This is a genomic window from Pantoea sp. ACRSC, from assembly GCF_022346785.1.
GTDB lineage: Bacteria > Pseudomonadota > Gammaproteobacteria > Enterobacterales > Enterobacteriaceae > Pantoea > Pantoea alvi.
The window spans coordinates 253,090-274,509 of record NZ_JAKRNN010000001.1; the positions used below are offsets into that span (position 1 = coordinate 253,090).

The window sequence follows — 21,420 nt, forward strand, 5'->3', positions numbered from 1 at the left end:
GAAGCGTCAGGGAGAAGCGCCAATGGCCAGTCACCCCCGTGCCGGGCAACCCGCCCAGCAGAGCGATTTGATTAACGTTGCACAGTTAACATCACAGTATTATGTCCTGCAGCCCGACGTGGCGAACCCGGACCATGCGGTGAAATTTGGCACCTCAGGGCATCGCGGTAGCGCAGGACGTCAGAGCTTTAACGAGCACCATATTCTGGCGATCGCGCAGGCCATCGCAGAAGAGCGCAAGAAAAACGGCATCACCGGACCCTGCTACGTCGGTAAAGATACGCACGCGCTCTCCGAGCCGGCGATTCTGTCGGTGCTGGAAGTGCTGGCCGCAAACGGCGTAGACGTCATTGTGCAGCAGGACAACGGCTACACGCCGACGCCCGCTATCTCCAACGCTATCCTTGAGCACAACAAGCAGGGCGGCGCACAGGCGGACGGTATCGTCATTACGCCGTCGCACAACCCGCCGGAAGATGGCGGCATCAAGTACAACCCGCCGAATGGCGGCCCGGCCGATACCAACGTCACTAAAGTGGTCGAGGATCGCGCCAACCAGCTGATCAAAGCGGGCCTGCAGGAAGTCAAACGCCTGCCGCTGGATCAGGCGTGGGCGAGCGGCCGCATCGTCGAGAAAGATCTGATCCAGCCTTACGTTGAAGGGCTGGCGCAGGTTATCGACTTCGCCGCTATCCAGAAAGCGGGCCTGAAGCTGGGCGTCGATCCGCTCGGCGGCTCCGGGATGGAGTACTGGAAGCGCATCGCTGAGCACTACCAGCTCGATCTGACCATCGTGAACGACGCCATCGACCAGACTTTCCGCTTTATGCATCTGGATAAAGATGGCGTGGTGCGCATGGACTGCTCCTCTGAGTGCGCCATGGCGGGCCTGCTCGCCTATAAAGACAAGTTCGATCTGGCGTTCGGCAACGACCCGGACTATGACCGTCACGGCATCGTCACGCCGGCGGGCCTGATGAACCCGAACCACTATCTGGCCGTTGCGATCAACTACCTGTTCCAGCATCGTCCGCAGTGGGGCAAAGAGGTCGCCGTTGGCAAAACGCTGGTCTCCAGCGCGATGATTGACCGCGTGGTTAACGACATTGGCCGCAAGCTGGTGGAAGTGCCGGTGGGCTTTAAGTGGTTCGTTGACGGCCTGTTCGACGGCAGCTTCGGCTTCGGCGGCGAAGAGAGCGCGGGCGCCTCTTTCCTGCGCTTCGACGGCTCTGCCTGGTCGACCGATAAAGACGGCATCATTCTTTGCCTGCTGGCGGCGGAAATCACCGCGGTCACCGGCAAGAACCCGCAGCAGCACTACGACGAGCTGGCTGCACGCTTCGGCGCGCCGAGCTACAACCGTCTGCAGGCGCCTGCCACCTCTGCACAGAAAGCGGCGCTCTCTAAGCTGTCGCCGGAGATGGTCAGCGCCGATACCCTGGCGGGCGATCCGATCACCGCGCGTCTGACGGCGGCGCCGGGCAACGGTGCCTCTATCGGCGGCCTGAAGGTTATGACGGAAAACGGCTGGTTCGCTGCCCGTCCGTCAGGTACCGAAGACGCCTACAAGATCTACTGCGAAAGCTTCCTGGGCGCGGAACATCGCGCGCAGATTGAGAAAGAAGCGGTAGAGATCGTCAGCGAAGTGCTGAAAAACGCCTGATAAAATTGAGCCGACCGACAGACCAGAAGGTTTTCAGGCGGCTCAATACTCCGCATCAAGCGCCCGTCGGGCGCTTTTTTTATGGCACAAAGCGGTAGCCGATGCCGGTTTCAGTCAGCAGGTGTTTCGGCTGTGCCGGATCCGCCTCCAGCTTCTGACGCAGATGCGCCATATAGATGCGCAGGTAGTGACTGTGCTCAACCGCATTCGGCCCCCACACCTGGCTTAACAGCTGGCGCTGCGTCAGCACTTTGCCGATATTGTTCAGCAGAACGGCCAGCAGACGAAACTCAATAGGCGTCAGGTGAACCTCTTTATCGGCGCGTACCACGCGGCGCGCGGCCAGATCGACGCTGACGTCGGCGAAACGAATCACCGGCTCCGGCTGCTGGCCGGGATGGCGGCGCAGCGCCACGCGCACGCGCGCCAGCAGCTCGCCGATGCCGAAAGGCTTGGTAAGATAGTCGTCCGCGCCGACGTCGAGCGCGTCGATCTTATCCTGCTCGTCAACGCGCGCCGACAGGATAATCACCGGGACGGCGCTCCACTGGCGCAGCTCGCGGATAAAATCGCGTCCGTCGCCGTCGGGCAGGCCCAGGTCGAGGATCACCAGGTCAGGTTTGCGCGTTGCCGCCTCAATCAGCCCACGCTGCAGCGTATCGGCGTCAAATACCTTCAGCGCTTCCCCTTCCAGTGCCAGGCGCACAAAGCGCCGGATCTCTTTTTCATCTTCAACGATTAATACGGTGGCCACGCAGCGGTGCTCCATGCCTGAAAACCTGGCGCTACTGTAGCAGCAAAATATCCGGCTGCGAATTGATCATAACGTGATCAAGACTTTAACCATTTTGTAACTTACTTTCATTATCATCTGAAGATGAGTCTTAAAAAGGGAAAAATAGTGGTCGGATGAGTAGCAAAATTACACAGGGAAGCGTAATATCTGAGCAAGATCACATTTCAGTCACAGCTTTAAAGGAGGCCAACGATGTATCAAAAATATCCCTTTTCTAAAATCCTGTTGCGTCGTGCGCTGGTTATCCTGCTGGGCGTTGTGGCGCTGCCGGTGATGCTGTTTCGCCAGGATCGCGCGCGTTTTTACAGCTATCTTCATCGCATGTGGTGCAAAACCAGCGCCAAGCCGGTCTGGCTGGCGCAAAGCGAAGCTGCAGGCGGCGTCTTCTGGTAAGCCGTCCGCATAGCGAAACAGAGCCCGATTTAACCGTCGGGCTTTGTTGTTTCTGAAGCCTCGTCACAGAGAAAAGCCTCTCCAGCGCTGGCTGGAGGCTGTTATTCACGCAATTTTCAGCTACACTTAAACCTCTACAAGATTTCGGAGGTTGTACAAGTATGAGCGTAAAAATTCCGCTGGGTATCAGTGCCTGTTTGCTGGGGGAACAAGTCCGTTTCGACGGCGGTCATAAACGTCTGGCCTTTGCCGTCAACGATCTCGCGCCCTTTGTACGCTTTGAACCGATCTGCCCCGAAATGGCGATAGGCCTGCCGACGCCGCGTCCGGCGCTGCGGCTGGTAAAACAGCGCGATGAAGAAATTCATCTCTGCTTCAGCAAAGAGGGCGGCGAAGAGATGACCCAGCAGATGAACGACTGGTCTGCCGAACGGGTTAAATCGCTGCATCATCTGTGCGGCTACATCCTGTGCGCTAAATCGCCCAGCTGCGGTATGGAGCGCGTGCGCGTCTATGAACCCGACACCAACAACAACCGTAAAGCGGGCATGGGGCTGTTCGCCGAAAAGCTCAAGGCGGAACTGCCCTGGCTGCCGGTGGAAGAGGATGGTCGCCTGCACGATCCGGTGCTGCGCGAGAACTTTGTAGGACGCATCTGCGCGCTGCACGAATTTAACCAGATGTGGCAGCGCGGCTTAACGCGCGCGCAGCTGATCGCGTTCCACAGCCGCTATAAGCTGCTGATGCTGGCGCACTCGCAGGAGAAATATCGCGAGCTTGGGCCGTTCGTCGCCTCGATGAGCCAGTGGGATTCACTGGAGGCGTTCGCATTTGAATATCGCAACCGCATGATGGCGCTGCTGTCGCAGCCGGCGTCGCGTCGTAACCACACCAACGTGCTGATGCACGCGCAGGGCTATTTCCGCCGTCAGCTCAGCTCGCCGCAGCGCCAGGAGCTGGCGGAGCTGATCGATCGCTACCGCTGCGGCGTACAGCCGCTGCTGGCGCCCATTACCATGCTGAAGCACTATATGACGCAATATCCGCACCCCTGGCTGACGCAGCAGCGCTACTTCGATCCCTACCCGGAGGCGCTGCGCCTGCGCTACGGCCAGTAATATGCGCACGCATCTGGTCTGGCTGCGTAACGATCTGCGCGTAAACGATAATCTGGCGCTGAGCGCCGCCTGTCGCGACCCCGAGGCAAAGGTGATCGCGCTGTTTATCGCCACCCCGCAGCAGTGGCGTCAGCACGATATGGCGCCGAAACAGGCGGCTTTTATCTACGACAGCTTGCTTGAACTGCAGCAGGCGCTGGCCGATCGTGGCATTGCGCTCTACACCCAGACGTGCGACGACTTCGCTGCTTCGCTGGAATTGCTGAGCGCCTTCTGCGAAAAGCATCGCGTCGACGCGCTGTTTTATAACTATCAGTATGAGCTGAACGAACGCAGGCGCGACGCCGAGGCGGAAAAGCGCCTCGATCAAGCGGGCGTGGTTTGTCAGGGATTTGACGACAGCGTGCTGCTGGCGCCAGGGAGCGTGCAGACCGGCGACGGCAAGATGTACAAAGTCTACACCCCGTTCAGCAAGGCTTTTGTGCGGCGGCTGCAGCAGCAGCTGCCGGAGTGTGTCGCCGCGCCGAAACCGCGCCACGGCGGCGCCATTAAGGCGGGGGCCGCGCCAGCGCGCTTCGACTATCCCCTGCAAGAGTACGACCGCGAGCGCTTTCCCCCAGGGGAGCGCGCGGCGCTGGAGCGGCTGCGCCATTTCGCCCGTCAGCCGATCGTCGACTATTGCACCACGCGCGACGCGCCCGCGGTAGACGGCACCAGCCGACTCTCGGTTTATCTCACCACCGGCGTGCTGTCGCCGCGTCAGTGCCTGCATCGCGTGCTGCATGAGCATCCGCGCGCGCTGGAGCAGAGCCAACTCTTTACCTGGCTCAACGAGCTGATCTGGCGCGAGTTTTACCGTCACCTGATGGTAGCGTTTCCGGCGCTCTGTCGGCATCAGCCCTTTGTTGACTGGACGCGCCACGTAGACTGGCAGCGCAACGACGCGCACTTTGCCGCCTGGCAGGCGGGCAAAACCGGCTACCCAATTGTGGATGCGGCGATGCGGCAGATGAACGCGCTGGGCTGGATGCATAACCGCCTGCGCATGATCACCGCCAGCTTTCTGGTAAAAGATCTGCTCATCGACTGGCGCGAAGGCGAGCGCTACTTTATGCAAAACCTGATCGACGGCGATCTGGCGGCGAACAACGGTGGCTGGCAGTGGGCGGCGTCGACCGGCACCGATCCGGTTCCCTATTTCCGCATCTTTAACCCGACCACCCAGGGCGAGCGCTTCGACAGCCAGGGCGCATTTATCCGTCAGTGGCTGCCGGAGCTGAAAGAGGTACCGGACAGCGATATCCATCAGCCGCAGCGCTGGGCAGAGAAAAACCACAAGAGACTCGATTATCCGGCGCCAATCGTGGAACATAAGCAGGCACGTAAAAAGACATTAGACGCCTTTGTGCGCGCGAAAAACGCAGCCTGAGGCGGCATGGAGCCGTTATGAACCATTACGAACTTGAAAATATCGTCAACCAGCAGCTGAACAGCGGCGCCTTCAGCGACTATGCGCCGAACGGCCTGCAGGTTGAGGGACGAACCGAAGTGAAAACCGTGATCACCGGCGTAACCGCCTGCCAGGCGCTGGTGGATGAAGCCGTGGCGCGCAACGCCGACGCGATACTGGTGCATCACGGCTACTTCTGGAAAAGCGAGCCGGCGGTCATTAAAGGCATGAAGCGCAATCGCCTGCGCGCGCTGCTGGCGAACGACATCAATCTCTACGGCTGGCACCTGCCGCTTGACGCCCATGCGACGCTGGGCAACAACGCCCAGCTGGCGAAGCTGCTGGATATCGAAGTCAAAGGCGAGATCCAGCCGCTGGTCTTCTGGGGCGAGCTGGCAACGCCGCTGAGCGGCGAGGCGCTGGCGCGCCGCATCGAAGAAAAACTGGGGCGTGCGCCGCTGCACTGCGGCGACAACGCCCCGGCGCAGATCCGTCGCATCGCCTGGTGCAGCGGCGGCGGCCAGGGCTTTATCGACAGCGCGGCCAGCTTCGGCGTTGACGCCTATATCACCGGCGAAGTCTCCGAGCAGACGATTCACAGCGCTCGCGAGCAGGGGCTTCACTTCTTCGCCGCTGGCCACCACGCCACCGAGCGCGGCGGTATTAAAGCGCTGGGCGAGTGGCTGGCCAGCGAGCATGGCCTGGACGTCACCTTTATCGATATCGCCAATCCCGCCTGATTATTCTCCTCCGACGCGCCCGCTTTCGGGCGCAAATCTGTTGACACTGTTCTGACACTTTCGCATAACTATTCGCTTTATTCTGATAATCGTCAGCCGTCGCGCCTCGCGCAGCGGAAAAGTGGAGGTGGAATTTGCAACGAGCACGATGTTATCTGCTTGGCGAACAGGCGGTGGTGCTGGAGCTTGAGCCGCCGGTATCGCTGCAAAGCCAGCAGCGCATTTGGGGATTAACGCAGCATCTGCAGCAGCATGAGCAGGTGGTGGATGTGATTCCAGGCATGAACAACATCACGCTGCTGCTGCGCGACCCGCAGCAGAGCGCGCCGGACGCCATTGAACGTCTGCAGCGCTGGTGGGAAGAGAGCGAGGTGCTGGAGGCGACGTCGCGGCTGGTGGAGATCCCGGTAATATACGGCGGCGACGGCGGGCCGGATCTACAGCTGGTAGCCGACTGCGCTGGCCTGACGCCGCAGCAGGTGGTGGAGCTGCACAGCAGCATCGACTACGTGGTCTATTTTATCGGCTTTCAGCCGGGATTCCCCTATCTGGGCGGCCTTGACAGCCGTCTTCACACGCCGCGCCGCGCCGAACCGCGCCTGAGCGTACCGGCCGGTTCCGTGGGCATCGGCGGCAGCCAGACCGGCATCTATCCGCTCGCCACGCCCGGCGGCTGGCAGCTGCTGGGGCGGACGCCCGTCGCGCTGTTTGATCCGCAACAGCAGCCGCCGACGCTGCTGCGTCCCGGCGACAGCGTGCGCTTTGTGCCGCAAAAGGAGGGCATATGTTAAGGATCCTGCGCGCCGGACTGGCGACAACCCTTCAGGACAGCGGCCGCGCCGGCTGGCGTCAGTCCGGCATCAGCGTCGGTGGGGTGCTCGACCTGCCGGCGATGCGCACCGCCAATCTGCTGGTCGGCAACGCGCCGGACAGCGCGGTGCTGGAAATCGTGCTGGGCCAGTTCAAGGCGGAATTTATGCGCGACGGCTGGTTCGCCTTAACCGGCGCCGCCTGCAATGCCGAGCTGGACGACAAACCGGTCTGGACCGGCTGGCGGCTGCCGGTGAAGAAAGGGCAGGTGCTGACGCTCTCCATGCCGCTGCACGGCATGCGCAGCTATCTGGCGATCCACGGCGGCTTCGACGTCGCGCCGGTGCTCGGCTCGCTCAGCACCGATCTGAAAGCTGGCTTCGGCGGCTGGGAAGGGCGCAAGCTGGAAGATGGCGACCGTTTGCCGCTCGGCAAGCCGACGCGGGTCTTTACGCGCAAGGCGGGCGTGCGTCAGCTGCTGTGGAGCAACCGCATTCGCGCGCTGCCGGGCCCGGAATATCATGAGTTCAGCCGCGAGGCGCAGCAGGCCTTCTGGCGCACGCCCTGGACGCTTAGCCCGCAGAGCAACCGCATGGGCTATCGCCTGCAGGGGCCGGAGCTGAAACGCGAAACCACCCGCGAGCTGCTGTCGCACGGGCTGGTGCCCGGCGTGGTGCAGGTGCCGCCGAACGGGCAGCCGATCGTACTGATGGCCGATGCGCAGACCACCGGCGGTTATCCGCGTATCGCCTGCGTGATCGACGCCGATCTCTATCAGCTGGCGCAGATCCGTCTGGGCGAGCCGATTCACTTTCTTCAGTGTTCGCTGCCGGTGGCCATGCAGGCCCGCATGCATCAGCGGCGCGCGCTGGATCATATGGCATGGGGACTTGCTGATGAAGATTGATCTGAACGCCGATCTCGGGGAAGGCGGCGACAGCGATCGCGCGCTGCTGCAGCTGGTCAGCTCCGCCAATATCGCCTGCGGTTTTCACGCTGGCGACGCGCAGACCATGCTGCAGTCGGTGCGCTGGGCAAAAGAGTTCGGCGTGGCAATTGGCGCGCATCCCAGCTTCCCGGATCGCGAAAACTTCGGGCGCACCGCGATGCAGCTGCCGCCGGAAACGGTTTATGCGCAGATGATCTATCAGATCGGCGCGCTGAAGAGTCTGGCGGAGAGCGAAGGCGAACGGCTGGTACACGTTAAGCCGCACGGCATGCTCTATAACCAGGCCGCCGCCGACGCGACGCTGGCGGACGCCATCGCGCGCGCGGTAAAGGCGATCGACGCGGATCTGATTCTGGTCGGTCTGGCGGGCAGCGAGTCGATACGCGCCGCGGCGCACCACGGGCTGCGCACGCGCGAAGAGGTGTTCGCCGATCGCGGCTACCTCAGCAGCGGGGCGCTGGTGCCGCGCAGCCAGCCGGGCGCGATGATTGAAGACGAAGCGCGCGCTATTCAGCAGACGCTGACCATGGTTAAAGAGAGAAGGGTCGAGAGCGTCAGCGGCGAGTGGGTCGCTGTAAACGCGCAGACCGTCTGTCTGCACGGCGACGGCGCGCACGCCTTGCTGTTTGCGCAGCGTCTGCGCGATCTCTTCGCCGCCGAGCAGATTGCCGTCACCAGCGCGTAATTTTTCCTTCTTTGCCCGGCCTCGCAGCCGGGCTTTTTCAACATAAGGGTAAACATGGATAACGTGATCAACCTCTGGCCGCTTCTGGGCATTGCGGCAATCGTCATCGGCTTTTTGCTGCGCTTCAATCCGGTGCTGGTGGTGATTGTCGCTGGCTTCGTCACCGGCTTCGCCGCGCTGATGCCGCTGGGCGATATTCTGGAAAAACTGGGCGCGGGCTTTCTCAATACGCGCAACCTGCCGCTAATCCTGCTGCTGCCGCTGGCGGTTATCGGCCTGCTGGAGCGGCACGGTCTGAAAGAGCGCGCGCAGGCCTGGATCGCGCAGATCAAAACCGCTACCGCCGGACGTCTGCTGATCGTCTATCTCTTTGTGCGCGAGGTGACGGCGGCGCTTGGCCTGACCAGCCTTGGCGGTCATCCGCAGATGGTGCGTCCGCTGCTGGCCCCGATGGCGGAAGGGGCGACCGAGAACCGCTACGGCGAGGTACCGCCGGAGGTGCGGCATCGTCTGCGCGCTATGTCGGCGGCGACGGATAACGTCGGGCTCTTCTTCGGCGAGGATATTTTCGTCGCCTTTGGCGCGATTATTTTTATGCACAACTTTATGCTGGAGTCGGCCAATATTCAGACCGAGCCGCTGCATATCGCCGTCTGGGGCATTCCCACCGCCGTGGCCGCCTTTCTTATCCATTCGGCGCGTATGGTGCGGCTTGACCGCCAGCTGGCGCGCGAGCTGCAGGCGCTGAATGGCGCCGCGCTGAAAGCGAAAGGGGGCCGCTAATGTTCCAGCAACAATATCTGATGTGGCTGGCGGGCGTGATTCTGCTGGTGGTCGCCGTGCTCTCCTGGCGCGACAGCCATAACCCGCGCCGCTTCACCACCGGCCTGTTCTGGGCGCTCTACGGCCTGATATTTCTGGTCGGCGACTGGACAACGCAGCTGGTAAGCGCGCTGAGCGGCACGCCGGAACTGGGCGTGCGCTATCTGCATATTGGCGTCGGCGTGCTGGTCGTGGCGATGGCGCTGATCGCCGGCTGCGGCGGCGTCCGCCTTGGCCGCTACCATCAGCGCAGCGACGAGGAGAAGCAGGTCAGCGCCCGCCGCCTCGGCAACCGGCTCTTCCTGCCCGCGCTGGCGATCCCGGTGGTAACGGTCATTGGCGTGCTGGCCTTTAACCATATCCCCGGCCTGCAGGAAGCGGTATTTGGCGCAGGCAATCATGCGACGCTGGTCACGCTGTTCTCCATGATGATCGGCTGTCTGCTGGGCTGGCTGATTGCGCTGAAAATGACGCACGAGAAGCCGGTGCAGTCGATGCAGGAGACGCGCCGTCTGCTGGATGCCATCGGCTGGGCCTTTATTCTGCCGCAAATTCTCGCCACCCTCGGCCTGCTCTTCACCAGCGCCGGCGTTGGCAGCGCCATTTCCCATCTGACGGCGAACTATCTGGCCGTCGACAACCGCTTTGTCGCCGTCACGGTCTACGCCGTCGGCATGGCGCTGCTGACCATGGTAATGGGCAACGCCTTCGCCGCGTTCCCGATTATTACCGCCGGCGTCGGCATTCCGATTCTGGTGCTGCAGCACCATGGCGATCCCGCCGTAATGGCGGCGATTGGCATGTTCTCGGGCTACTGCGGCACGCTGATGACGCCAATGGCGGCCAACTTCAATATCGTGCCGGCCGCGCTGCTGGAGCTGCCGGATCGCAACGCGGTGATCAAGGCCCAGGTGCCAACCGGTGTGCTACTGTTAATCGTTAACGTATTTCTACTCTATTTCCTGATGTTCCGGTGAGGTCAGTATGAAGACGGTATTAGTGACGGCGTTCGAACCATTTGGCGGCGAGAGCATTAATCCCTCGTGGGAAGCGGTACGGGCGCTTGAGGGCAAGGAGACTGGCGGCGCGCGCATCGTAGCGCGTCAGCTGCCGGTAGTCTTCAGCGACGTGCTGGGCGTGCTCTACGCCGCTATGGATGAGGTCGAGCCCGATTTGATTCTGTCGGTCGGCCAGGCGGGCGGGCGCAGCGACATCACCGTCGAGCGCATCGGCATCAACGTCGACGACGCGCGCATCGCCGATAACGCAGGGCAGCAGCCGGTGGATGAGCCGATCGTGGCGGACGGCCCGGCGGGCTATTTCTCCACGCTGCCGATTAAGGCGATTGTCGCGGCGGTGCGCGCGGCTGGCATTCCCGCCTCGGTGTCGCAGACTGCCGGTACCTTTACCTGCAACCGGGTGATGTACGGCCTGCTGCACCGGCTGCATAGCCAGGGCAACCGCGTGCGCGGCGGCTTTGTGCATATTCCCTATTTGCCGGAGCAGGCGGCGCAGCACCCTGGCGCGCCGAGCATGGCGCGCGACCATGTTATGCAGGCGCTGGAGATTGCGATCCGCGTCTCGCTGGAGACGGAAACTGACCTGAAAGTTGCCGGCGGCGCAACGCACTGAGAGGACGAAAATGCCAGAAGGACCGGAGATCCGCCGCGCGGCGGATCAGCTTGAGGAAGCCATTGTCGGCAAACCGTTGACGGAGGTCTGGTTTGCCTTTCCTGAACTCAAAACTTATGAGCCCGCGCTGGTGGGCGAGCAGGTCAACGCCATTGAGACGCGCGGCAAAGCGCTGCTGACGCACTTTTCCAACGGCCTGACGCTCTACAGCCATAACCAGCTTTACGGCGTCTGGCGCGTGGTGGAGAGCGGCACGGTGCCGGAAACCAAACGCCAGCTGCGCGTGCGGCTGGCGGTCGCCGATCGCGCTATTCTGCTTTACAGCGCCTCCGATATCGAACTGCTGAATGCCGAGTCGCTGGCGGCGCATCCCTTTTTAAATCGCGTGGGGCCCGACGTACTCGATGCGCAGCTTGAGGTTGCGACGGTGCGCGAGCGGCTGCTCTCGCCGCGCTTTCGCCGCCGTCAGTTTAGCGGGCTGCTGCTCGATCAGGCGTTTCTGGCGGGGCTGGGCAACTATTTGCGCGTGGAGATCCTCTGGCAGGCGGGCCTGCTGGCGCATCATCGCGCACAAGATTTAACGGATGAGCAGCTTGACCGGCTCAGCGAGGCGCTGCTGGCGATCCCGCGTCACTCTTACCGCATGCGCGGCACCATGAAGAAGTACCATCACGGCGCGGCGTTTCGCTTTGAGGTGTTTCACCGGCAGGGTAAGAAGTGCCGGCGCTGCGGCGAGATTATTCAGAAGGGGACGCTGTCGTCGCGGCCCTTTTACTGGTGTCCGGGCTGCCAGCACTAAGATAAAAGCGCGCACAATTTAGCCTTACAGACGGATTAAAAGCCTGAGGAGCGGGTAGCCAGACCCGCTCTCCAGGCTTCTGTGCGGCCTGAAACAGAGGCCGCTGCGGTTATTTCTTCAGCGCAGAGGTAAATTCGCGCTCGGTATAGCCGGTATAGAGCTGACGTGGACGGGCAATCTTCATCCCTTCGTCGTGCATCTCTTTCCAGTGCGCGATCCAGCCGACGGTACGCGCCATGGCGAAGATCACGGTAAACATCGAGGACGGAATGCCCATCGCTTTCAGAATAATGCCGGAGTAGAAATCGACGTTCGGATAAAGTTTGCGCTCGATAAAGTAGGGGTCGTTCAGCGCAATATGTTCCAGCTCCATCGCCACTTCCAGCAGGTCATCTTTCATGCCCAGCTCGTTCAGCACTTCGTGGCAGGTCTCACGCATCACGGTGGCGCGCGGATCGTAGTTTTTGTAGACGCGGTGACCGAAGCCCATCAGGCGGAAAGAGTCGTTTTTATCTTTCGCGCGACGCACAAATTCCGGAATATGCTCAACGGTGCTGATCTCTTCCAGCATACGCAGGGTCGCTTCGTTCGCGCCGCCGTGCGCCGGTCCCCACAGCGAGGCGATACCCGCAGCGATACAGGCGAACGGGTTGGCACCGGAGGAGCCAGCGGTACGCACGGTAGAGGTTGAGGCGTTCTGCTCATGGTCGGCGTGCAGGATCAGAATACGGTCCATCGCGCGCTCCAGCACAGGGTTCACCTTGTACTCTTCGCAAGGCGTCGCAAACATCATATGCAGGAAGTTGCCGGCGTAGGAGAGGTCGTTGCGCGGATAAACGAAAGGCTGGCCGATAGAATATTTGTAACACATCGCCGCCATGGTCGGCATTTTCGACAGCAGGCGGAACGCGGCGATTTCACGGTGACGCTCATTATTCACATCCAGCGAGTCGTGATAGAAGGCAGCCAGCGCGCCGGTCACGCCGCACATGACCGCCATCGGATGCGAGTCGCGACGGAAGCCGTGGAACAGACGGGTAATCTGCTCATGGATCATGGTGTGGCGGGTCACCGTCTCGCGGAACTCTTCAAACTGCTTCTGGGTCGGCGCTTCGCCGTTCAGCAGGATATAGCACACTTCGAGATAGTTAGAGTGGGTCGCCAGCTGATCGATAGGGAAGCCGCGATGCAGCAGAATGCCTTCATCGCCGTCGATAAAGGTGATTTTGGATTCGCAGGACGCTGTAGAGGTGAAACCCGGGTCAAAGGTGAAAAGGCCGCTGGAGCCTAAGGCGCGAACATCAACCACATCCTGCCCAAGGGTGCCTTTCAGCACGTCCAGCTCAAGAGCCGTTTCATCTTGTAGGGTTAGCGTCACTTTTTTATCTGTCATTTTCGTCTCCATAGCGCCTTATGTAAGTATGGATCTTAGACACCTGAAAAGCGGTCATGTTGCGGTCGCCATTAACTTCACAATAACACTCTGCGGTAACAACACGGGTGCAGGGTACAGAGTGAGAGGCGTGTCCCGGCAGGGAACGAGGCAGTCATGAAATTCTGCATATCGCGGTTGTTAAAGATCCGGTCTGGACATAACTTTCTGGTAATCAACAACCTGTTGTTTTAGGGTGTTCATGATCAGAATGTTACATAACTTGTGCTTAGGGGAAAGTGTATCCCCATAACTTTTATGCATCACTGGGGTTTGATGCCCTAGTTTGTAACTGAATTGTTGAACTTTTGTCAAATCAGATAATTAAATTTGTATTAAATGTGAAATTCGTGAGTCGGATCACTGTTTCACGCAAATGTACCCAAAGAGATTGTAGGGTAATTGTAATAAGAATGTGATCGTCCTATACTGCCGCCAGGTCTCCGGAAACCCCCTGACACCAGGAGCCACCCAGCGTTTCTACCGCGTCAATTAACACTGGATGTTGCTGATTTGGTGACGGTTAAAGTCTGAACACACCTGTGATTCGACTCCGCCTCAGGGACCGGAGGAAGCAAAATAAAAAAGAGCTGTGTGGGCAAAACCGTGAAAAAACAAAGACCTGTCAACTTGGATCTCTCGACGATCCGGTTTCCCGTTACTGCAATATCGTCCATTCTCCATCGCGTTTCCGGCGTCATAACCTTTGTGGCTCTCGGTATCCTGCTCTGGTTGCTGGGCACCTCTCTCTCTTCCCCGGAAGGTTTCCAGCACGCTGCCGCCATTATGGATAGCTTCTTCGTGAAGTTTATTCTGTGGGGCATTCTTACCGCGCTGGCGTTCCATACGGTGGGCGGGATTCGTCATATGTTGATGGACTTTGGTTACCTTGCTGAGACGCTGGCTATCGGCCGCCAATCTGCCTGGGTCACCTTCGGTATTACTGTCGTGCTTTCAATCCTGGCAGGAGTTCTCGTATGGTAAGCAATGCATCCGCGTTGGGCCGCAGCGGCATTCAGGACTGGCTGCTGCTGCGCGCTTCGGCAATCCTCATAACGCTCTACATCCTCTACATCGTGGGCTTTATCGCCCTGACCGACACGCTGACCTATGATGTCTGGCGCGGCTTCTTCGCCTCGTCATTCACCAAAGTGTTCACCCTGCTGACGCTGTTCTCCATTCTGATCCACGGCTGGATTGGTATGTGGCAAGTGCTGACCGACTACGTAAAAGGTCTCGCTGTTCGTCTGATTCTGCAGCTGGTGATTGTGGTCGCGCTGTTGTCGTATGCAATTTATGGAACTGTTGTGGTGTGGGGTGTGTAAATGAATTTGCCAGTCAGAGAATTTGATGCCGTGGTGATCGGCGCAGGCGGCGCGGGAATGCGCGCCGCACTGCAAATCTCCCAGTCGGGCCAGAGCTGCGCCCTGCTGTCGAAAGTCTTTCCAACCCGTTCCCACACCGTGTCTGCGCAGGGCGGTATTACCGTTGCGCTCGGTAACACCCATGAAGATAACTGGGAATGGCACATGTACGATACCGTCAAAGGTTCCGACTATATCGGCGACCAGGACGCGATCGAATATATGTGTAAAACCGGCCCGGAAGCGATTCTGGAGCTGGAGCATATGGGTCTGCCATTCTCCCGTCTGGAAGACGGCCGCGTCTATCAGCGTCCGTTCGGCGGCCAGTCGAAAAACTTCGGCGGCGAGCAGGCGGCACGCACCGCGGCGGCGGCGGACCGTACCGGCCACGCGCTGCTGCACACCCTCTATCAGCAGAACCTGAAGAACAAAACCACCATCTTCTCCGAATGGTATGCGCTCGACCTGGTAAAAAATCAGGATGGCGCCATCGTCGGCTGTACGGCGATCTGCATTGAAACCGGCGAAACCGTCTACTTCAAAGCCAAAGCGACCATTCTGGCGACCGGCGGCGCAGGCCGTATCTATCAGTCCACCACCAACGCGCATATCAATACCGGCGACGGCGTCGGCATGGCGCTGCGCGCAGGCGTGCCGGTGCAGGATATGGAGATGTGGCAGTTCCACCCGACCGGCATCGCCGGCGCGGGCGTGCTGGTGACCGAAGGGTGCCGCGGCGAAGGCGGTTACCTGCTGAATAAACATGGCGAACGCTTTATGGAGCGTTACGCGCCGAACGCCAAAGATCTGGCGGGCCGTGACGTGGTCGCGCGCTCCATGATGATTGAAATCCGCGAAGGCCGCGGCTGCGATGGCCCCTGGGGTCCGCATATCAAGCTGAAGCTTGATCACCTGGGTGCCGAAGTGCTGGAGTCGCGTCTGCCGGGCATCCTCGAACTGTCTCGCACCTTCGCGCACGCCGATCCGATCAAAGAGCCGATTCCGGTTATTCCAACCTGTCACTATATGATGGGCGGCATTCCGACCAAAGTGACCGGTCAGGCGCTGCGCGTCAACGCGCAGGGCGAAGATGAAGTGATCCCTGGCCTGTTTGCCGTCGGCGAAATCGCCTGCGTATCGGTGCACGGCGCCAACCGTCTCGGCGGCAACTCGCTGCTGGACCTGGTGGTGTTCGGCCGCGCGGCCGGCGTCCATCTGATGGAGTGCATCGAACAACAGGGCCCGCTGCGCGACGCCACTCAGGACGAAATCGACGCCGCGATGGCGCGTTTCAACCGCTGGGAAAGCAACACTACCGGTGAAGATCCGGTAGAAATCCGTAAGGCGCTGCAGCGCTGCATGCAGAACAACTTCTCAGTATTCCGCGAAGGCGATGCGATGAAGCAGGGTCTGGAAGAGCTGAAACAGATTCGCGAGCGTCTGAAATCAGCCCGTCTGGATGACCGTTCACCGGACTTCAATACCCAGCGTATTGAGTGCCTGGAGCTGGATAACCTGATGGAAACGGCTTACGCCACGGCGGTTGCGGCTAACTTCCGCACCGAAAGCCGCGGCGCGCACAGTCGATTCGACTTCCCGGATCGCGATGATGAAAACTGGTTGTGCCACAGTCTCTACGTCCCCGAAACCGAGAGCATGACGCGCCGCGAGGTGAACATGCAGCCGAAACTGCGCGCGGCCTTCCCGCCGAAAGTGCGTACCTACTAATAGCGGAGACGATCATGAAACTCGAGTTTTCAATTTATCGCTACAATCCTGAGGTTGACGCCGCGCCGCGCATGCAGGATTACACGCTGGAATCGGAAGACGGCCGCGACATGATGCTGCTGGACGCGCTTATCCGGCTGAAAGAGAAAGATCCGACGCTGGCGTTTCGTCGCTCCTGCCGCGAAGGCGTGTGCGGCTCCGACGGCCTGAATATGAACGGCAAAAATGGTCTGGCCTGTATCACGCCGATCTCCGCGCTGGGCAACGGCACGAAGAAAATCGTTATCCGTCCGCTGCCGGGCCTGCCGGTGGTCCGCGACCTGGTCGTAGATATGGGGCAATTCTACGCGCAGTATGAGAAGATTAAGCCTTACCTGTTGAATAACGGAGAGAATCCGCCGGCGCGCGAACATCTGCAGTCGCCGGGCGAGCGCGAGCATCTGGATGGTCTGTATGAGTGTATCCTCTGCGCCTGCTGCTCCACCTCCTGTCCGTCGTTCTGGTGGAATCCAGACAAGTTTGTTGGCCCGGCGGGCCTGCTGGCCGCGTACCGCTTCCTGATTGACAGCCGCGACACTGAAACCGAAGCGCGCCTGGACAATCTGAACGACGCTTTCAGCGTTTTCCGCTGTCACAGCATTATGAACTGTGTGAGCGTCTGTCCGAAAGGGCTGAACCCAACGCGCGCCATCGGCCATATCAAGTCGATGCTGCTGCAGCGGGGGGCGTAACACCTTAATTCGTCCGGGAACCTCAGGTTCCCGGCGTTTTACGGAAGCCTTGCTAAGCGCGGCGGAGCCACGCTTAGCAAGGTTCCCTTACGGGCAGGGCGCGTGTGAGCGCACAGGCTCGTATCGCTGAACTCACTACGGCAAACCGCGAAAGCGGCAACAAATGAAACCTCAAAAAAGCATAGTAATGCTTAAGGGATCACAATGCAGAACAGCGCGATGAAGCCCTGGCTGGACTCCTCCTGGCTGGCCGGCGCGAACCAGTCTTACATAGAGCAACTCTATGAGGATTTCCTGACCGATCCGGACTCTGTCGATGCAGTGTGGCGCACGATGTTCCAACAGCTGCCGGGCACCGGCGTGAAGCCTGAACAGTTTCACTCCACCACGCGCGAATACTTTCGTCGCCTGGCGAAAGATGCATCTCGTTACACCTCCACCGTCTCCGATCCGGCTGCCAATTCAAAGCAGGTTAAAGTCCTGCAGCTGATTAACGCCTTCCGTTTTCGCGGCCATCAGCATGCGAATCTCGACCCGCTTGGCCTGTGGAAGCAGGATCGTGTCGCTGACCTCGATCCCGCCTTTCACGATCTGACCGAGGACGATTTTCAGGAAAGCTTTAACGTAGGCTCTTTCGCCATCGGCAAAGAGACCATGAAGCTGGCCGACCTCTTCGACGCGCTGCAGCAGACCTATTGCGGCTCTATCGGCGCAGAGTACATGCACATCAACAACACCGAAGAAAAGCGCTGGATCCAGCAGCGTCTCGAATCGGCGGCGGGCCGTGCAGCCTTTAGCAGCGAAGAGAAAAAAGGTTTCCTGAAAGAGCTGACCGCGGCAGAAGGGCTGGAAAAATACCTCGGCGCGAAATTCCCCGGCGCGAAACGCTTCTCGCTGGAGGGCGGCGATGCGCTGATCCCGATGCTGCGCGAGATGATCCGCCACGCGGGTAAAAGCGGCACGCGCGAAGTGGTGCTGGGTATGGCGCACCGCGGTCGTCTTAACGTGCTGATCAACGTGCTGGGCAAAAAGCCGCAGGATCTCTTCGACGAGTTCTCCGGCAAGCATAAGGATCACCTCGGCACCGGCGACGTGAAATACCATATGGGCTTCTCGTCTGACGTCGAGACCGAAGGCGGCCTGGTGCATCTGGCGCTGGCGTTTAACCCGTCGCATCTGGAGATCGTTAGCCCGGTAGTGATGGGCTCGGTGCGCGCGCGTCTCGATCGTCTCGATTCGCCGGGCAGCAACCAGGTTCTGCCGATCACTATCCACGGCGACGCCGCGGTTATCGGTCAGGGCGTGGTGCAGGAAACCCTGAACATGTCTCAGGCGCGCGGCTACGAAGTCGGCGGCACCGTCCGTATCGTGATCAACAACCAGGTGGGCTTCACCACCTCTAACCCGCGCGACGCACGCTCGACGCCGTACTGTACCGATATCGGTAAAATGGTGCTGGCGCCGATCTTCCACGTCAACGCGGACGACCCGGAAGCGGTGGCGTTTGTTACCCGCCTGGCGCTCGACTATCGCAACACCTTTAAGCGCGACGTCTTTATCGACCTGGTGTGCTACCGCCGTCACGGCCATAACGAAGCCGACGAGCCGAGCGCGACCCAGCCGCTGATGTACCAGAAAATCAAAAAGCATCCGACGCCGCGTAAGCTCTATGCCGATCGCCTGGCGGCGGAAGGCTCCGCCAGCCCGGAAGATGCGACCGAGATGGTCAATCTCTACCGCGACGCGCTGGATGCGGGTGAATGCGTGGTGGCCGAATGGCGCCCGATGAGCCTGCACTCCTTTACCTGGTCGCCTTATCTCAACCATGAGTGGGATGAGAGCTACCCGGCCACCGTCGAACCCAAACGTCTGCAGGAGCTGGCGCGTCGTATCAGCCAGATCCCGGAAGCGGTTGAGGTGCAGGCGCGCGTGGCGAAGATCTACAACGACCGTAAAGAGATGGCGGAAGGCAACAAACCTTTCGACTGGGGCGGCGCCGAGAACCTGGCCTACGCCACGCTGGTGGATGAGGGCATTCCGGTGCGTCTCTCTGGCGAAGACTCCGGTCGCGGCACCTTCTTCCATCGCCATGCGGTGATCCACAATCAGTCCAACGGCTCAACCTATACGCCGCTGCACCATATCCATAATGGCCAGGGGCAGTTCAAGGTGTGGGACTCCGTGCTGTCGGAAGAGGCGGTGCTGGCGTTCGAATATGGCTATGCCACTGCAGAGCCGCGTACCCTGACCATCTGGGAAGCGCAGTTCGGCGACTTTGCCAACGGCGCACAGGTGGTAATTGACCAGTTCATCAGCTCTGGCGAGCAGAAGTGGGGCCGGATGTGTGGCCTGGTGATGCTGCTGCCGCACGGCTATGAAGGCCAGGGTCCAGAGCACTCTTCCGCGCGTCTGGAACGCTATCTGCAGCTCTGCGCTGAGCAGAATATGCAGGTGTGCGTGCCTTCAACGCCGGCGCAGGTTTACCACATGCTGCGTCGTCAGGCGCTGCGCGGTATGCGCCGTCCGCTGATCGTGATGTCGCCGAAATCGCTGCTGCGTCATCCGCTGGCGATCTCCTCGCTGGATGAACTGGCCAACGGCAGCTTCCAGCCCGCCATCGGCGAAATCGACGCGCTCGATCCGCAGCAGGTGAAACGCGTGGTGCTCTGTTCCGGTAAGGTTTACTACGACCTGCTTGAGCAGCGCCGTAAAAATGAGCAGACCGATGTCGCCATCGTGCGTATCGAGCAGCTCTATCCGTTCCCGCATAAAGCGGTGCAGGAAGCGTTAAAAGATTATGCCCATGTGCAGGATTTTGTCTGGTGTCAGGAAGAGCCGCTGAATCAGGGCGCATGGTATTGCAGCCAGCATCACTTCCGCGAAGTGGTTCCGTTTGGTGCTTCACTGCGCTATGCGGGCCGTCCGGCCTCCGCTTCGCCGGCCGTGGGCTATATGTCCGTACATCAACAACAGCAGCAAGACCTGGTTAATGACGCGCTGAACCTTGGTTAATTTAAAAGGAAAGATAATGAGTAGCGTAGATATTCTCGTTCCCGACCTGCCTGAATCCGTTGCCGATGCCACCGTGGCAACCTGGCACAAAAAACCAGGCGATGCGGTAAACCGCGACGAAGTGCTGGTAGAGATCGAAACAGACAAAGTGGTACTGGAAGTGCCAGCCCAGGCTGACGGCGTGCTGGAAGCCGTGCTGGAAGATGAGGGCGCAACGGTGACCTCACGCCAGATTCTCGGCCGCCTGAAAGAGGGCAACAGCGCAGGCAAAGAGACCAGCGCGAAAGCTGAGGCCAACGAGTCCACGCCGGCGCAGCGCCAGACCGCGTCGCTGGAAGAAGAGAGCAACGATGCGCTGAGCCCGGCGATTCGTCGTCTGATCGCCGAACACGATCTCGACGCTTCGCAGATTAAAGGCAGCGGCGTTGGCGGTCGTATCACCCGCGAAGATGTGGAAAAACATCTGGCGAACAAACCTGCCGCGGCGAAAGCTGCCCCGGCCGCCGCTGAAGCTGCACCGCAGCCAGCGGTCGCCAACCGCAGCGAAAAACGCGTGCCGATGACCCGTCTGCGCAAGCGCGTGGCCGAGCGTCTGCTGGAAGCGAAAAACAGCACGGCGATGCTGACCACCTTCAACGAAGTGAACATGAAGCCGATCATGGATCTGCGTAAGCAGTACGGCGAATCCTTCGAGAAGCGTCACGGCGTGCGCCTGGGCTTTATGTCCTTCTATCTCAAGGCGGTGGTTGAAGCGCTGAAGCGTTTCCCGGAAGTGAACGCCTCTATCGACGGCGAAGATGTGGTTTACCACAACTACTTCGACGTCAGCATCGCGGTCTCTACGCCGCGCGGCCTGGTGACGCCGGTGCTGAAAGATGTTGATGCGCTGAGCATGGCAGACATCGAGAAGAAAATTAAAGAGCTGGCGATCAAAGGCCGTGACGGCAAGCTGACGGTCGAGGAGCTGACCGGCGGTAACTTCACCATCACCAACGGCGGGGTGTTCGGCTCGCTGATGTCGACCCCGATCATCAACCCACCGCAGAGCGCCATCCTGGGTATGCACGCCATTAAAGATCGTCCGATGGCGGTGAATGGTCAGGTTGTGGTGCTGCCGATGATGTATCTGGCGCTCTCCTACGATCACCGTCTGATCGACGGCCGTGAATCGGTCGGCTATCTGGTGGCGGTGAAAGAGCTGCTGGAAGATCCGGCACGTCTGCTGCTGGACGTCTGATTTTTGCCGGGCGCGCCAGAATCCGGCGCGCCCAACCTTATTAATCTTTTCAGACCTGA

At 60.1% G+C, this 21,420-nt stretch carries 20 protein-coding genes; 18 read left to right on the top strand and 2 right to left on the bottom strand.

Annotated elements, in window-relative coordinates:
• The first annotated feature begins 22 nt into the window (after positions 1–22).
• Positions 23–1,663, top strand: a complete 1,641-nt coding sequence (gene pgm, locus MHZ97_RS01270; protein WP_033751752.1) for a phosphoglucomutase (alpha-D-glucose-1,6-bisphosphate-dependent) — start codon at positions 23–25, stop codon at positions 1,661–1,663.
• A 79-nt stretch (positions 1,664–1,742) separates the two neighbouring features.
• Here the strand turns inward: pgm and kdpE are convergent, their stop codons facing one another.
• A complete protein-coding gene (kdpE, locus tag MHZ97_RS01275) occupies positions 1,743–2,417 on the bottom strand; it encodes a two-component system response regulator KdpE (RefSeq protein WP_103795263.1) in 675 nt (224 codons plus the stop codon).
• 234 nt (positions 2,418–2,651) lie between these two features.
• On the opposite strand from kdpE, the gene MHZ97_RS01280 reads away from it, so the two are divergent.
• The 11 genes from MHZ97_RS01280 to nei all read left to right on the top strand — a co-directional run bounded on the left by MHZ97_RS01280 (position 2,652) and on the right by nei (position 11,857).
• Positions 2,652–2,852: a YbfA family protein gene (locus tag MHZ97_RS01280; RefSeq protein ID WP_103794969.1), complete on the top strand. Its 201-nt coding sequence runs from the start codon at positions 2,652–2,654 to the stop codon at positions 2,850–2,852.
• 161 nt (positions 2,853–3,013) lie between these two features.
• Positions 3,014–3,970, top strand: coding sequence for a 2-thiouracil desulfurase family protein (locus MHZ97_RS01285; protein ID WP_103794968.1), 957 nt, complete (start codon positions 3,014–3,016; stop codon positions 3,968–3,970).
• Position 3,971: 1 nt separating this feature from the next.
• Positions 3,972–5,399 carry a deoxyribodipyrimidine photo-lyase gene (gene phrB / locus MHZ97_RS01290; RefSeq protein ID WP_103794967.1) on the top strand — a complete coding sequence of 476 codons (1,428 nt, stop codon included), beginning with the start codon at positions 3,972–3,974 and terminating at the stop codon, positions 5,397–5,399.
• A 17-nt stretch (positions 5,400–5,416) separates the two neighbouring features.
• Entirely contained in the window at positions 5,417–6,160 is a 744-nt protein-coding gene (locus tag MHZ97_RS01295; RefSeq protein ID WP_103794966.1) for a type 2 GTP cyclohydrolase I, read from the top strand.
• Positions 6,161–6,294: 134 nt separating this feature from the next.
• Positions 6,295–6,951: a 5-oxoprolinase subunit PxpB gene (pxpB, locus tag MHZ97_RS01300; protein WP_103794965.1), complete on the top strand. Its 657-nt coding sequence runs from the start codon at positions 6,295–6,297 to the stop codon at positions 6,949–6,951.
• On the top strand, positions 6,945–7,877 hold the full coding sequence (gene pxpC, locus MHZ97_RS01305; RefSeq protein WP_103794964.1) for a 5-oxoprolinase subunit PxpC: 933 nt from the start codon (positions 6,945–6,947) through the stop codon (positions 7,875–7,877). Before pxpB ends, pxpC begins: the two co-directional genes overlap by 7 nt.
• A complete protein-coding gene (gene pxpA / locus MHZ97_RS01310; RefSeq protein WP_103794963.1) occupies positions 7,867–8,604 on the top strand; it encodes a 5-oxoprolinase subunit PxpA in 738 nt (245 codons plus the stop codon). Before pxpC ends, pxpA begins: the two co-directional genes overlap by 11 nt.
• A 54-nt stretch (positions 8,605–8,658) precedes the next feature.
• Entirely contained in the window at positions 8,659–9,387 is a 729-nt protein-coding gene (locus tag MHZ97_RS01315) for a DUF969 domain-containing protein (protein WP_239312797.1), read from the top strand.
• On the top strand, positions 9,387–10,403 hold the full coding sequence (locus MHZ97_RS01320; protein WP_239312794.1) for a DUF979 domain-containing protein: 1,017 nt from the start codon (positions 9,387–9,389) through the stop codon (positions 10,401–10,403). The genes MHZ97_RS01315 and MHZ97_RS01320 overlap by 1 nt, the downstream gene beginning before the upstream one ends.
• Before the next feature lie 7 nt (positions 10,404–10,410).
• Positions 10,411–11,058, top strand: a complete 648-nt coding sequence (pcp, locus tag MHZ97_RS01325; protein ID WP_103794960.1) for a pyroglutamyl-peptidase I — start codon at positions 10,411–10,413, stop codon at positions 11,056–11,058.
• 10 nt (positions 11,059–11,068) lie between these two features.
• Complete coding sequence (nei, locus tag MHZ97_RS01330; RefSeq protein ID WP_239312791.1) at positions 11,069–11,857, top strand: endonuclease VIII; 789 nt, start codon at positions 11,069–11,071, stop codon at positions 11,855–11,857.
• Positions 11,858–11,966: 109 nt separating this feature from the next.
• Here the strand turns inward: nei and MHZ97_RS01335 are convergent, their stop codons facing one another.
• Entirely contained in the window at positions 11,967–13,250 is a 1,284-nt protein-coding gene (locus MHZ97_RS01335; RefSeq protein ID WP_103794958.1) for a citrate synthase, read from the bottom strand.
• Positions 13,251–13,883: 633 nt separating this feature from the next.
• Here MHZ97_RS01335 and sdhC point away from each other — a divergent pair.
• From sdhC to odhB, 6 genes are all read left to right on the top strand, one after another.
• Positions 13,884–14,273, top strand: a complete 390-nt coding sequence (gene sdhC, locus MHZ97_RS01340) for a succinate dehydrogenase cytochrome b556 subunit (RefSeq protein ID WP_033751718.1) — start codon at positions 13,884–13,886, stop codon at positions 14,271–14,273.
• Positions 14,267–14,614: a succinate dehydrogenase membrane anchor subunit gene (gene sdhD / locus MHZ97_RS01345; RefSeq protein ID WP_103794957.1), complete on the top strand. Its 348-nt coding sequence runs from the start codon at positions 14,267–14,269 to the stop codon at positions 14,612–14,614. Before sdhC ends, sdhD begins: the two co-directional genes overlap by 7 nt.
• Positions 14,615–16,381, top strand: a complete 1,767-nt coding sequence (gene sdhA / locus MHZ97_RS01350) for a succinate dehydrogenase flavoprotein subunit (RefSeq protein ID WP_103794956.1) — start codon at positions 14,615–14,617, stop codon at positions 16,379–16,381.
• A gap of 14 nt (positions 16,382–16,395) precedes the next feature.
• Positions 16,396–17,112: a succinate dehydrogenase iron-sulfur subunit gene (locus MHZ97_RS01355; RefSeq protein WP_103794955.1), complete on the top strand. Its 717-nt coding sequence runs from the start codon at positions 16,396–16,398 to the stop codon at positions 17,110–17,112.
• Between the two features lie 204 nt (positions 17,113–17,316).
• Positions 17,317–20,124: a 2-oxoglutarate dehydrogenase E1 component gene (gene sucA / locus MHZ97_RS01360; RefSeq protein WP_103794954.1), complete on the top strand. Its 2,808-nt coding sequence runs from the start codon at positions 17,317–17,319 to the stop codon at positions 20,122–20,124.
• Between the two features lie 16 nt (positions 20,125–20,140).
• Positions 20,141–21,361, top strand: a complete 1,221-nt coding sequence (gene odhB / locus MHZ97_RS01365; protein WP_239312788.1) for a 2-oxoglutarate dehydrogenase complex dihydrolipoyllysine-residue succinyltransferase — start codon at positions 20,141–20,143, stop codon at positions 21,359–21,361.
• Positions 21,362–21,420: the final 59 nt, after the last annotated feature.